14 protein-coding genes are annotated in these 11,976 nt (G+C 38.8%); 10 read left to right on the forward strand and 4 right to left on the reverse strand.

Features of this window, described 5'->3' with window-relative positions; translation table 11 throughout:
• Positions 1–49 precede the first annotated feature (49 nt).
• Positions 50–2,227 carry a hypothetical protein gene (locus TES1_RS02140; protein ID WP_158505947.1) on the reverse strand — a complete coding sequence of 726 codons (2,178 nt, stop codon included), beginning with the start codon at positions 2,225–2,227 and terminating at the stop codon, positions 50–52.
• A 127-nt stretch (positions 2,228–2,354) separates the two neighbouring features.
• Here TES1_RS02140 and TES1_RS02145 point away from each other — a divergent pair, with 127 nt between their 5' ends.
• The 6 genes from TES1_RS02145 to TES1_RS02165 all read left to right on the forward strand — a co-directional run bounded on the left by TES1_RS02145 (position 2,355) and on the right by TES1_RS02165 (position 7,000).
• Complete coding sequence (locus tag TES1_RS02145) at positions 2,355–2,684, forward strand: transcription factor S (RefSeq protein WP_042679810.1); 330 nt, start codon at positions 2,355–2,357, stop codon at positions 2,682–2,684.
• A gap of 5 nt (positions 2,685–2,689) precedes the next feature.
• Positions 2,690–2,857, forward strand: coding sequence for a hypothetical protein (locus tag TES1_RS11015; protein ID WP_173391285.1), 168 nt, complete (start codon positions 2,690–2,692; stop codon positions 2,855–2,857).
• Positions 2,858–2,859: 2 nt separating this feature from the next.
• Positions 2,860–3,612, forward strand: coding sequence for a DNA polymerase sliding clamp (locus TES1_RS02150; protein WP_042679812.1), 753 nt, complete (start codon positions 2,860–2,862; stop codon positions 3,610–3,612).
• Positions 3,613–3,648: 36 nt separating this feature from the next.
• Complete coding sequence (locus tag TES1_RS02155; RefSeq protein ID WP_042679814.1) at positions 3,649–4,221, forward strand: DNA replication complex subunit Gins51; 573 nt, start codon at positions 3,649–3,651, stop codon at positions 4,219–4,221.
• Between the two features lie 20 nt (positions 4,222–4,241).
• On the forward strand, positions 4,242–6,134 hold the full coding sequence (locus TES1_RS02160; protein WP_084340055.1) for a molybdopterin-dependent oxidoreductase: 1,893 nt from the start codon (positions 4,242–4,244) through the stop codon (positions 6,132–6,134).
• A gap of 215 nt (positions 6,135–6,349) precedes the next feature.
• Positions 6,350–7,000 carry a peroxiredoxin gene (locus TES1_RS02165; protein WP_042679815.1) on the forward strand — a complete coding sequence of 217 codons (651 nt, stop codon included), beginning with the start codon at positions 6,350–6,352 and terminating at the stop codon, positions 6,998–7,000.
• Positions 7,001–7,066: 66 nt separating this feature from the next.
• Here the strand turns inward: TES1_RS02165 and TES1_RS02170 are convergent, their stop codons facing one another.
• Genes TES1_RS02170 through TES1_RS02180 form a run of 3 tightly spaced genes read right to left on the reverse strand, consistent with a single transcriptional unit; the run spans position 7,067 to position 8,627 of the window.
• A complete protein-coding gene (locus TES1_RS02170; RefSeq protein ID WP_042679816.1) occupies positions 7,067–7,420 on the reverse strand; it encodes a hypothetical protein in 354 nt (117 codons plus the stop codon).
• 9 nt (positions 7,421–7,429) lie between these two features.
• On the reverse strand, positions 7,430–8,053 hold the full coding sequence (locus TES1_RS02175) for a DOMON domain-containing protein (protein WP_042679818.1): 624 nt from the start codon (positions 8,051–8,053) through the stop codon (positions 7,430–7,432).
• A gap of 49 nt (positions 8,054–8,102) precedes the next feature.
• A complete protein-coding gene (locus TES1_RS02180; protein WP_042679820.1) occupies positions 8,103–8,627 on the reverse strand; it encodes a ferritin-like domain-containing protein in 525 nt (174 codons plus the stop codon).
• A 296-nt stretch (positions 8,628–8,923) separates the two neighbouring features.
• Between TES1_RS02180 and TES1_RS11075 the strand changes: the two genes are divergently transcribed.
• The 4 genes from TES1_RS11075 to TES1_RS02195 are packed head-to-tail and all read left to right on the forward strand — an operon-like array spanning position 8,924 to position 11,961.
• The gene (locus TES1_RS11075) at positions 8,924–9,244 is read left to right on the forward strand and encodes a 2-oxoacid:acceptor oxidoreductase family protein (RefSeq protein WP_227738503.1); all 321 of its coding nucleotides are present in this window, start codon (positions 8,924–8,926) and stop codon (positions 9,242–9,244) included.
• Positions 9,187–10,635 carry a 2-oxoacid:acceptor oxidoreductase subunit alpha gene (locus tag TES1_RS02185; RefSeq protein ID WP_227738526.1) on the forward strand — a complete coding sequence of 483 codons (1,449 nt, stop codon included), beginning with the start codon at positions 9,187–9,189 and terminating at the stop codon, positions 10,633–10,635. The genes TES1_RS11075 and TES1_RS02185 overlap by 58 nt, the downstream gene beginning before the upstream one ends.
• A complete protein-coding gene (locus tag TES1_RS02190; protein WP_042679821.1) occupies positions 10,632–11,507 on the forward strand; it encodes a thiamine pyrophosphate-dependent enzyme in 876 nt (291 codons plus the stop codon). Before TES1_RS02185 ends, TES1_RS02190 begins: the two co-directional genes overlap by 4 nt.
• A gap of 1 nt (position 11,508) precedes the next feature.
• Positions 11,509–11,961 carry a peroxiredoxin gene (locus tag TES1_RS02195; protein WP_173391286.1) on the forward strand — a complete coding sequence of 151 codons (453 nt, stop codon included), beginning with the start codon at positions 11,509–11,511 and terminating at the stop codon, positions 11,959–11,961.
• Positions 11,962–11,976 lie beyond the last annotated feature (15 nt).

Below are 11,976 nucleotides of genomic sequence, written 5' to 3' on the forward strand. Positions count from 1 at the left end.
TTTCTGTTATTTATTATTTGCTGGATTTTATGGAAAGAAAAAGTAAAAGTCATGGAACTGTAATGCTAATTTTGACTCCATCAACTTCAATGTTGAAATTTTTGTCTAGCATTGGTGCTCCGTAGATGACCAACTCTTTAGGTTGTCCTGGGAATACAAGCTCTATTTCAATGGGCTTGCCTGTATAGAATGCCTTAACAGTTTCTGTCCTTCTTCCTTGCCATGTTATCCCCTCAACCTTAAATGGAAATGCAAAGCCATTTTTATCGACTATCGTGAGTTTCAGAGTGTAGTTATTTCCGTTTTTGATGAGTTGGGCATTTTCTACTGTGATGTTTGGCAATGCTTTCTTTATTGTCCATGTATGCCACATAAGGGGTATGTTTGGATTGTTTGACTTTTCAGCCAAAATTCTTGCAAACTCATCGAAGTCAGCCTCTTTGTATAGATATTTCTTTGAGAATTCCATGAACGCTTCTCTGTATGCTTTTTCACCAGCTTGTGAGCTTATGAAAAGGGTTGTGAGGTGTGCTTTGTACAAGAGCGTTCTTTGGTCGGGTGGAGAGGGACCATACTTATAGAAGTCCACCAATGGATGATCGGTATTGGGGAGTTCCTTTAATATAGTCTTATACATCTCTTTTGCATACTCAAGAGAGAACTTTCCACTGTGAGCTCCACAGACCGGGACCCATATCGAATAAAGTGCCCAGGAGTCTTTTGGCTTTAGCTCTATTTTCTCGAAGAATATGTATCTTAGGAACCAAAGAAAGTTATTGGCATTAAGTGTTGATTCGGAACTCAACACTATTGTACTACCTGCAAATATCCATGCAGTGCCTATCTCTTTTCCATATATTATGTTGATCTCTTTGGGATAGATAAAGTATCCTTTCGAAAACTTCACAGCTTCGAGGGCATCTCTAAAAGCTTTTGAAGGACTCTCAATTGCTGGTGTGTAGTAGAAGTTAACTTTGGTTCCATTTACATATCCTGTGAACTTCTTGAAGTTACCTGTTGCTATTAGAATATCAGCCGATGGAAAGTCAGAAATTACAGCCTGATTTTTGCTTTCAACTTTAATTGTTCCTTTCATTATTAGCTTGTTTGTTGGGAATATAGGCATTAAATACGATGAGTATAGGACTGTAAAGTTGCGTGTTATTGGTCTAGCTCTGACACTTAATCCAAAATCTTCATCAGTAGTTATTGGCTGAATTGTGAAGTTCCCGATGTAATTGAAGAAATAGAGCTCTCTTTTCTCAAAGGGTATAACTACAAAGAAGTTTTGAAGGTAATTTGTGTTCATTTTTTGCACGTTAATGAGGGAAGATTTAAAAAATACCGGGTAGTAGTCAAGTAAGTAGTGCAGTCTAATGCTCGAATTAGCTAGATAGAACCTTTCATATTCATTGAGTTTCAGACTTAGGTTAATTTCTTCAATTTTTCCAATTCCAGTGAAGATTCCTCCATTCCAGAACCAATCTATAAATTTTTGGTATTCACTCTCTACATTTGGGAGCTTGAGAATCTCTTGAGAGGGCTCATCAATTTGTAAGAGCTTAAGGACTTCCTGGGTTCCATATTTGGAGATTAAAAATATTATCAGATCACCCATATTATCCCAATATCTGTAAATCTCCATGGAATCTTTGCTATCCGCTAGTTTAAGGAGGTCACTGAAAGAAACGCTCTCCCGAGGAATACTCCTGAAGTATGCGTCTGCTATTGATGGGAATGCCAATGTTAGACCATTAACCTTCCCTGTTAAATACGCTATTAAAGCACTCTCAACAGTGAAGGGGTAAAGGTTGTTGAGGTCCTTATCCAAAAACGTGAATATCTTGTTTCCTTCAATGTACCATGGCAAATCAGTCGAGTAATCAAGCTTTAAATCATCTTCACTTGGATATATATAGAGTTCAAGCTTTTGAGGTTCTTTTCCAAAGACTTTGGCATAACTCTCATAGGTGTAGTCAATTCCAGTTAGCAGAAATCTAATTTTTGCCATAAATTTTTCATAATTGGCAACACTAGGGGGATAATATATAGTGAAATATCTAGTCTCATTTTTCACCCAATTGGAATAAGGGCTTTTTACTTCTGGAACTGTTTGTGTGGGAATTGAGCTCTGTGTCTTCTTGCTGTTGGTAGGGGTTTGAGTTTGGTTCTTTCCAATACAAAACGTTGAGAAAACAATGAGAATGACTATAAAAATGACTTTCATATATTTCTCCATCGTAACATCCTCCAATGGTAATTCATAAAAATGAAAATAAAAGCATTTCCCTAGGGTGGCAAAACTTTTTATCCTCTTCCAACATACCTAACCCTCGGCTGAAGGGGTGAGAAAAATGGTGAAGTTCTGTCCAAAGTGTGGAAGCATAATGCTCCCCGATAGAAAGAGAGGAGTCTTCGTTTGTAGGAAGTGTGGCTATGAGGAGTCTTTAAACCCAGAGGCTGCTAAGGCTTATCGTTTAACCCAGAAGGTTGAGCACAAAGTTGAGGACATACCAGTAATCGAACAAGAGTTAGCAACATTGCCTAAGGTAAAGATAACATGTCCAAAGTGTGGAAATGATGAAGCCTACTGGTGGGAACTGCAAACAAGAGCTGGAGATGAACCTTCAACGATATTCTACAGATGTACAAAGTGTGGCTATACATGGAGAAGCTATGAGTGATAGATATGAAAGAGGAGATTGAAGTTTTAAAGCGCCTTGCAGAAAAGGCTTTAAAGGAGTTAGATGAAGCTTATAAAAGAATACCTGATGTAAATAATGGAAAGGCTTATTTATGGAGAGGTAAAGAAAGAGTTAGGTTGATGCTCAAAATTCTCAATGATATGGAGGTGTGAAGATGCCGTTCGAAATTGTTTTTGATGGGGCAAAGGATTTTGCAACTTTGATAGCAACAGCAAGCAATTTGATTGATGAAGCAGCCTTTAAGGTTACTGAAGATGGTATAAGCATGAGAGCAATGGATCCAAGCAGAGTCGTTCTCATTGACCTCAACCTGCCAGCTGGGATTTTCTCAAAATATGAAGTTGATGGAGAAGAGACAATTGGCGTTAATATGGATCACTTTAAGAAAATCCTCAAGAGAGGAAAGAGCAAAGATATCCTCATCCTGAAAAAAGGTGAAGAGAACTTCCTCGAAGTCACTCTTCAGGGAACAGCAACTAGAACATTCAGACTACCTCTCATTGAGGTCGAAGAACTTGAGCTTGAACTTCCAGAGTTGCCCTTCACAGCAAAAGCAGTTGTTTTAGGTGAAGTTCTCAAAGAAGCTGTTAAAGATGCTTCACTCGTCAGCGACAGCTTGAAGTTCATCGCAAGAGAGAACGAGTTTATAATGAAGGCTGAGGGAGAGACAAATGAGGTTGAGATAAAGCTCACACTTGAAGACGAAGGCTTGCTCGACCTTGAGGTTCAGGAAGAGACTAAGAGTGCCTATGGAATCAGCTATCTCGCTGATATGGTCAAGGGAATTGGCAAGGCAGATGAAGTAATTATTCAGTTCGGAAATGACATGCCCCTCCAGATGGACTACCCAGTAAGAGACGAAGGAAGATTAACGTTCCTCCTTGCGCCAAGAGTAGAGGAGGAGTGATTTCCCCTTATTCTTTACTTTACTTAGGTGATCTCTTTGGACATTGTAAAACTAAGAGAGCTCCTTGAAAGAGAACTTTCATCAAATGAGCTTGCCCCTCTTGATGATGAGTTTTATAAAGAATTTGATAGCCTAGTTCGGGCATTAAAGCTCAGAGCAGAAAGTTCAAAGGAAAGGGGAGAAACCGTTGAAGGGAGGCTTTATTTGGCTGAACTCAATATTGCAGAGCATTTAATGAAGGAAATAATTAAAATCAGGCTCCATAAGATAGTTGATTTGGCTTTTGAGGGGAGGCCTCAAAGTTTAGTAAATGAGGAAAAGAAAATATTTGCAATTCTCATGGCGTTTATAAACCGCGAACCACTGCCTCTTTCTGATGAAGTCGAATTTAAAGAAGCTGCTGAAGAGGAGAGCGGGATTGAAATACCTGTTGGCAAACGTGCTATTTGGGAAGCTTATCTCATCAAAGTTGATATTCCCAAAGTTCTTGATGAAAAGCTTAGAGAATACGGACCATTTAAAGCTGGTGACCTTGTAACACTTCCAAAGAGCATTGGAAAAATCCTTGTGGAGAGAGATGCTGCGAAGCTCATAGACATAAATCCGTGATGAAAATGTTCTCTGTGTGCATGAGAGATTGCTATGACACTTGTTCACTTGTAAGTGAGATTAAAAACGGCAGACTATTTGTTAGAGGAAATCCCAAACACCCAATAACTCGAGGCTTTTTGTGTCCTAAAGGAGCTTTGCTGTCGAAGTGGTTCCACAGCGAAGAGCGACTAAAGGTTCCTCTCATAAGAGAAGGCGAAAGGGGGGCAGGAAAATTCAGGGAAGCAAGCTGGGATGAGGCTATAAGTCTAGTTGCAGATAAGATTAAAGAAACAATCGAGAAGTATGGAAGCGAAAGCATATTAGTTTACAACTATGCTGGTGATAGGGGTGTTGTTAACTTCTACTTTCCAATGAGGCTCTTCCACTATTTGAATGCAAGCTTTTTGGACTATGGAATATGTGATAGAGCTGGACAAGAAGCTTTGAAAGATGTCTATGGAACAGCTGTGGGCTTAGACCCAGAAGAGCTGAAAAATCAAAACCTGATTGTTTATTGGGGAATAAATGCTTTTTGGACTAATCTTCACGGTTTCATGCTTGCCAAAAAGTATGGCTTAGAGATTTGGGCAGTTGATGTTGTAAGAACTGAGACTGCAAAAAGAAGCGACAAATTCTTCCAAATAAAACCCAATACTGATGTCCTCTTCGCGTTGGGAATTGGGAAGATTATAATCGAGAATGAGCTTTATGATGCAGATTTTGTTAGAGAAAATGTTTATGGATTTGATGAATTCAAGAATTATGTAAAAAAGATTGACTTGGACTTTGTTAGCAAGGAAACTGGAGTTGAGAAAGAGCAAATTGAAGAGTTTGCTTTTGAATATGCAGAAAAAAGAGGGGTTATTCACATAGGTTACGGCTTCCAGCGTTCTTTGGCTGGAGGAGAAGCAGTCAGAGCTATCTCCCTTCTGCCAGCTTTAGTTGGTCATGAGTTTGGATTTATCTATGATATGAAAACTATTGACAAGAGCTATGCTGAAGGAACTTTTCTGAGAACTAAGCCTGCAAGAAGAATACCACAGATGAAGTTGGCGGAATATATTGAAAATGGGAAAATTAAGTTTCTCTATATTTATAATTCAAACCCCCTGGCTTCCCTCCCAAATCAGAATCACCTAAGGAAGGCATTAAAAGAGAGTGACATCTTTGTTGTTGTTCATGATATTTTCTTGACTGATACAGCTATCTTTGCTGATGTTGTTTTACCGGCAAATACTTTCTTTGAGCGCTTGGATATAGCAGATTCCTATTATCACCGTTATGTTGCACTAAATGAGCCAGTTGCAAGGCTTTATGGAAAGAGCAATAGGGAAGTAACTGTAATGTTGGCGAAAGCTCTTGGAATTGATAATCCCTATCTTTATGAAACTGAGGAAGAGATTATTAGAAAAATTCTTAAGCAAAATGGTCTAAGCTGGGAAGAGCTTAAGAAGAAAGGGTTTCTTAAAGTGTCTGAAAAGCCGAGAAAATATCTCACTCCAAGCGGAAAGATTGAGTTCTACTCCCAGAGAGCAGTTAAGAGAGGGCTTTCACCCTTCCCAGAATACAAGCCACTTAAAGGAGATTATCCTTTGCAGCTTCTTAGCCCAACATATAGAATGACAATAACGAGCCAATACCACAACACTTACGAGATTATAGACCCTCACTTGTACATGAATCCTAAAGATGCTGAGGAAAGAGGAATTAAAAATGGTGATCTGGTAGAGGTTTACAACGAATATGGAAGAATAAAAACGACGGTCAAATTAACTGAAGACGTTCCAAAAGGCGTTGTTTTGCTATATAAAGCTTTTTGGATTTCAAAACTTGGATGGAACGTTAATATATTAACAACTGATAGAACTCTCGAAAAATACGCCAATGCTTCAGTATATCATTCCACTTGGGTGGAAGTGAGAAAAATCTAGGCAATATGAATGTTTTATTTTTTAAATTTCTGACAGTATTTTTCAGTTAGTCCTTTCAGACTGTCAACAATTTTAAATACTTTTTTAAACTAAAATCCAGAATCTTAAAAATTTTCTTTGGATATTCGACAATAATAAGAATATTAGACAAACCAAAAAATTTATATATTCGAACCAAGTAGGTTATAATGAAAAAATAAACAAAGGTGATGGAAATGGTAGTGATAGGTGAAAAGTTCCCAGAAGTTGAAGTTAAGACAACTCATGGAAAGATAAAGCTCCCAGACTACTTCACAGAGAAGGGCAAGTGGTTCATCCTCTTCAGCCACCCAGCAGACTTCACACCAGTCTGTACAACAGAATTTTATGGAATGCAGATTAGATTGGATAAGTTCAGGGAACTTGGTGTTGAACCAATTGGCCTGAGTGTTGACCAGGTATTCAGTCACATCAAGTGGATGGAATGGATTAAGGACAAGTTGGGTGTTGAGATCGAGTTCCCAATAATAGCCGATGACAGAGGGGAGCTTGCAGAAAAGTTAGGCATGATTCCAGCTGGTTCAACAATTACAGCAAGAGCAGTCTTCATCGTTGACGACAAGGGAATCATAAGGGCAATTGTCTACTATCCAGCCGAAGTTGGAAGAGACTGGGATGAGATACTCAGATTAGTTAAGGCACTCAAGATAAGCACTGAGAAAGGTGTTGCATTGCCACACAAGTGGCCAAACAACGAGCTCATAGGTGACAAGGTCATTATTCCACCAGCTAGTACCATTGAGGAGAAGAAGCAGAGAGAAGAGGCCAAAGCTAAAGGCGAAATCGAGTGCTACGACTGGTGGTTCTGCTACAAGAAGCTTGAGTGATTTCTTCCTTTGTTCCTTTATTATTCCCTATCTTAGAAGTTTCTGATAGGTATCTAATTCAAAGAGCTAAAGAATAAAAGTATAAGTTCCTATGAGAATTTGGAGTATTATAAGGAGAATGGCAATTATTGCCAAGTATTGATGTTGTTTTCTTGATATTTTCCTCATTAGGAATGCCTTCCCGCTTAGAGCAGTAAAGAGAACATAAAAATAGATTAGGATGCCAACTTTCCCATGTGTGGAGGAAACCCCTCCAGTAATATGGATCATATATATTATTGCTACTGTCGTTAATCCAACCGCGATAAAGATAAAGTAATGGTGCATTCTGATAGTGTGCTTCTTGGCATAGTATACTCCATTGAGAAAGCTTAGAAAAGCTAAAATTTGGAGTATTGCGTGTATTTGATATGGTTCCATATTTTCACCTCATGCTTTATCAAGAGTGAGTTCCCCACTCCCCCGTATTATGTTGTGTTTTTGTGTAAATTCATCACTATCAGCTAAAGCAAAGATAAATTTAACTTTTTGACTGGGAATGAGAGATTTATCGTAGTGATCTCCAGTATCAAGCCTCCTTTTGAACTCTATAACAGTATACTCGTCCTCTTCTTTTCCAGCATATTCCAAGATGTCATTTGTTCCACCGAGCTCCTCATCTGGTGGATGTGGCCCATAAGTTCCAGTTGAATATGCATCAATTACGATAACTTGTCCGTTTTTAACCCATCCAAAGATTATATCTGCGTCTTTCATTGCATTGCTGGGCTCAAAGCCTATTGCCACCCATCCAGTCGTCTGACCTTTGAGAGCCATATAGAGGTATTCACCATCGTTTCTCCAGTACACGATGAACTTCCCTCCAGCGAGGGACTGTTTGTGGGGGTATTCATTTGGACTTATTACCCCATCTGCTTTCCATTCTCTCAAATGAGATAAAGTAGCTGGGTTTGTTTCTGCTGTTGTAGTTGAACCTTGTTTTCCTTCAATGCAACCGCTTAGTAAAAGTATAGAAACAACAAGCCACAAAATCAGTAATGTTTGGCTTTTCATATCAAATCCCTCTATGTAAACACATGTAAGTGAGAATGTAAAAGAAAGATCAGAAATTGAAGTTTATATCCTTCATAAGCTGGTCGTAGAATTCTTCTTTATAAATTTCTGGATAGCGCATTATGTATTCATACTGTTTTTTAAGGATATTGTAGTGATTTCTTTCCATATTTGCAAGTATTTCGAGTAGGAGTTTGGTTTTCTCGGTGGCGGCATATCTGGCAAGCTCTCTATAGAGTTTCTCACTAACAAGTTCGGCCTGCATAGCAATTTCATAAACTTTGTCAATATCTAACTCTGGCTTTTTAATAACTTCACCCATTTTTTCTGCTATAACTCTAAATTCGCTCATAGTTTCAATCTCAACCTTTTTTGGTTCTGTTTCCTCACTTTTTAGCTTTTCACTAATTTTTTCAATTATTTCACGGTGTTTATCCTCCTCTTTCGCTAAAAAGAGAAGTTCATCTCTTATAATATCGCTTTTCACAATGGAGGCGAGCTTCTCATAAGCCTCCTTAGCCTTAATCTCGGAGTTTATAGCTATTTCAAAAACTTCTTTGTCTGTAATTTCCATAGATGTCACCATATTTAGTTTTTACATTAGTATTATTAACATTTTCTGAACAGATTTGAACAGAACTTTTATTTATTGGATTATAGAAATTTTAACCTGGAATATTCTAAAAGAAAAATCAACTATGTAACTAGCGACTATGGTGTCTAACTTTGAAGCTTTTGTAATTTGATAGTTCTATTTTTAAGTAACATATTTGACTAACATCCCTCAGGTTGATAAAATAGGAATATAATTGTGTATTATAGAAAAAACTTATTATAACGAAAATCAAACCCATTTGAGAGGGATTTGATATGGCAAAGTTTACAGAAGATGTTTCTATTGTTTTGGGTGGTGCAGCTGGACAAGGAATACAGACTGTTGAAGAAATTCTTACAAGGGTCTTAAAGATCTCTGGTTACGACGTCTATGCGAACAAAGAATACATGTCTAGGGTAAGGGGAGGAATAAACACAACAGAGATCAGGGTTTCATCAAAAAGGGTCAGAGCATTTGTCAGAAAAATAGACATCTTAATACCCTTTAAGCGTGGAGTTTTGCCTTGGGTTAAAAAAAAATCTCAGAAAATACAGTTGTTCTTGGTGAGAGGGAAAACGTTGAAGATGAATTTTTAGAAAAAGTGAACTTTATTGAGATTCCATTGAGCAGAATGGCTAAAGAAGTTGGAAGTCCCCTCTATCTAAATACAGTTGCTGCGGGAGTAATAGCAGGCCTTTTCTACGCTGATATTGAAGTTTTGGAGGAATATTTAAGGAAAAGATTTGCGAGTAAGGGCGAAAAAGTTGTTGATAGAAATATTGAAGCGGCTATAAAGGGATATAAGTTGGGTAGGACGCTATGTGAAGAAGGTATAGTAGGAGTTGAAGTGTCTAGAGATAGGAGTGTTAAGGATGAGATCCTCCTCAGCGGAACTGAGGCAGTCGCTTTAGGAGCTTTAGCTGGAGGAATGAATTTCCTCAGCTTTTACCCTATGTCTCCTTCAACGGGAGTTGCCGTCTTCTTAGCCCAACATGCAGAAGACTTTGAAATAATCGTTGAACAGGTGGAAGATGAAATTTCTGCTATAAACATGGCTTTAGGAGCATGGTTTGCTGGAGCAAGGGCTATGGTGACAACATCTGGCGGTGGCTTTGCTTTAATGACAGAGGCAATCAGCTTGGCGGGAATGGCTGAGAATCCAGTAGTTATTCACCTCGCTCAAAGACCTAGCCCTGCAACTGGTTTGCCAACGAGAACAATGCAGGGTGACCTAAATCTGGCTTTGCATGCAGGTCATGGTGAATTCCCAAGGATTATTTTAGCGCCAGGCAGTATTGAAGAGGCATTCTACCTTACAGCGGAGGCATTCAACTTAGCTGACAAGTATCAAGTTCCCGTTATAGTAATGACTGATGAGTATCTCGTGGACACTTACTACAATATCCCAGACATTGAGCTGGACAGGATTAAGGTGGAAAAATACATAGTTGAAGCAGAAGAAGATTACAAAAGGTACAAACTCACAGAAGATGGTATTTCTCCAAGAGCTATTCCGGGATATGGAAAAGGCATAATAGTTGCTAATGGAAATGAGCATGATGAATATGGAGATATAACTGAAGATGGAGAGCTTTCAAGGTTAATGCAGGAGAAGAGAGCTATAAAGAAGCTTGAGACCATAAAGAAGAATGCAAAGCTGCCAAAACTTGTTGGTGATAAAAATGCCAAATATCTTGTAATCGGCTGGGGGTCAACGTATTATGTAATAAAGGACGCACTTGAACAGCTTAATAGAGATGACGTAGCGTTTCTGCACTTCTCATGGGTGTATCCTCTTAGAGATGACATCAAGGAATTATTTGATGGAAAAGTCCTCATTGACATTGAAGGCAATGTAACAGCACAGTTCGCGCAGCTCTTAAAGAAAGAGATTGGTGTTAATGTGAGTTATAAAATCCTCAAGTATGATGGAAGGCCGTTTTCTGTTGAGGAAATTCTTGATGCCCTTAAGGAGGTGTTAGAATGAATTTAAATCCTAAGATTTTTGAGTCCAAAAGACCTGGAAGTCAAGACGTTGCATGGTGTCCTGGCTGTGGAAACTTTGGGATTAGGAATATTTTGATGAATGCTCTCGCTGAACTTGGTTTAACTCCTCAAGAAGTCGTCATTATTAGTGGGATTGGTCAAGCTGCCAAAATGCCTCACTATATCAATGTTCATGGTTATCACACACTCCACGGAAGAGCAATTCCAATAGCAACTGCTGTCAAAGCTTCTAATCCTGAGCTTACTGTCATAGCTGAGGGTGGAGACGGAGATATGTATGCCGAGGGTGGGAATCATCTGCTTCATGCAATAAGGAGGAACCCGGACATAACAGTTCTCATTCATGATAACCAGATTTACGGTTTGACGAAGGGACAAGCATCTCCAACAACGATGCTTGGAATGAAGACGCCCACACAGCCATGGGGTGTCTTTGAAGAACCTTTCAATCCTATTGCTCTTGCCATAGCTCTTAATGCCTCATTTGTTGCGAGAACATTCATGGGCTATTTTAAGGAAAGCGTGGAAATCATAAAGAAGGCCATTCGGCACAAGGGTCTTGCCATAGTTGATATACTCCACCCCTGTGTGAGCTTCAATAAAGTAAACACTTATCAGTGGTATCGCGAGCATACATACTGGATGGAAGACCATGACCCATACAATAGAGAGGATGCTTTTAAGAGGGCTATTGAAAGTGACCCCTTACCATTAGGAATCTTCTACATAAATGAAAGACCTACATTTGAAGAAATGTCTCCTGCATATAAGAGAAATAAAATGCCGCTGTGGAAGAGAGAGCCTAAGATCGAGGAGATAAAAAAGATTTTAGATTCAAAGAGGAGGTTTTGAAATGGTGAAACTTGGAGATACTGCACCAGACTTCAGTTTAAAAGACCAAAATGGGGAGGAATTTAGGCTATCAGATTATAGAGGAAAAAAGGTTCTGCTCTCTTTCCATCCCCTTGCATGGACGGGTATTTGTGCCCAGCAAATGAAAGATTTGGAAGCAAATTATGGGCGTTTTGAGGAGTTAAATACAATTCCAGTAGGAATAAGCGTGGATTCAGTTCCATGCAAGAAGGCGTGGGCAGAATACTTGGGACTAAAGAAGTTGAAAATTTTAGCAGACTTCTGGCCTCATGGAGAAGTTGCAAGGCTCTATGGTGTCTTCAGAGAAAACAATGGTTTCTCTGAGAGAGCAAATATCATAGTAAATGAAGAGGGGAAGATAATATTCATTAAAGTGTACCCCATTAGAGAATTGCCAGATGTTGAAGAACTATTGGAGTTCCTTGAGGAATGATATCTTTTATTAATC

Origin of the sequence: Thermococcus paralvinellae, assembly GCF_000517445.1 — an archaeon.
GTDB classification, from domain to species: Archaea; Methanobacteriota_B; Thermococci; order Thermococcales; family Thermococcaceae; genus Thermococcus_B; species Thermococcus_B paralvinellae.

What these genes read in the sequence shown, in the direction of transcription:
- TES1_RS02140 (WP_158505947.1), bottom strand. Translation starts at nt 2,227, where the DNA reads ATGAAAGTCATTTTTATAGTCATTCTCATTGTTTTCTCAACGTTTTGT.
- TES1_RS02145 (WP_042679810.1), top strand. Translation starts at nt 2,355, where the DNA reads ATGGTGAAGTTCTGTCCAAAGTGTGGAAGCATAATGCTCCCCGATAGA.
- TES1_RS11015 (WP_173391285.1), top strand. Translation starts at nt 2,690, where the DNA reads ATGAAAGAGGAGATTGAAGTTTTAAAGCGCCTTGCAGAAAAGGCTTTA.
- TES1_RS02150 (WP_042679812.1), top strand. Translation starts at nt 2,860, where the DNA reads ATGCCGTTCGAAATTGTTTTTGATGGGGCAAAGGATTTTGCAACTTTG.
- TES1_RS02160 (WP_084340055.1), top strand. Translation starts at nt 4,242, where the DNA reads ATGAGAGATTGCTATGACACTTGTTCACTTGTAAGTGAGATTAAAAAC.
- TES1_RS02165 (WP_042679815.1), top strand. Translation starts at nt 6,350, where the DNA reads ATGGTAGTGATAGGTGAAAAGTTCCCAGAAGTTGAAGTTAAGACAACT.
- TES1_RS02170 (WP_042679816.1), bottom strand. Translation starts at nt 7,420, where the DNA reads ATGGAACCATATCAAATACACGCAATACTCCAAATTTTAGCTTTTCTA.
- TES1_RS02175 (WP_042679818.1), bottom strand. Translation starts at nt 8,053, where the DNA reads ATGAAAAGCCAAACATTACTGATTTTGTGGCTTGTTGTTTCTATACTT.
- TES1_RS02180 (WP_042679820.1), bottom strand. Translation starts at nt 8,627, where the DNA reads ATGGAAATTACAGACAAAGAAGTTTTTGAAATAGCTATAAACTCCGAG.
- TES1_RS11075 (WP_227738503.1), top strand. Translation starts at nt 8,924, where the DNA reads ATGGCAAAGTTTACAGAAGATGTTTCTATTGTTTTGGGTGGTGCAGCT.
- TES1_RS02190 (WP_042679821.1), top strand. Translation starts at nt 10,632, where the DNA reads ATGAATTTAAATCCTAAGATTTTTGAGTCCAAAAGACCTGGAAGTCAA.
- TES1_RS02195 (WP_173391286.1), top strand. Translation starts at nt 11,509, where the DNA reads ATGGTGAAACTTGGAGATACTGCACCAGACTTCAGTTTAAAAGACCAA.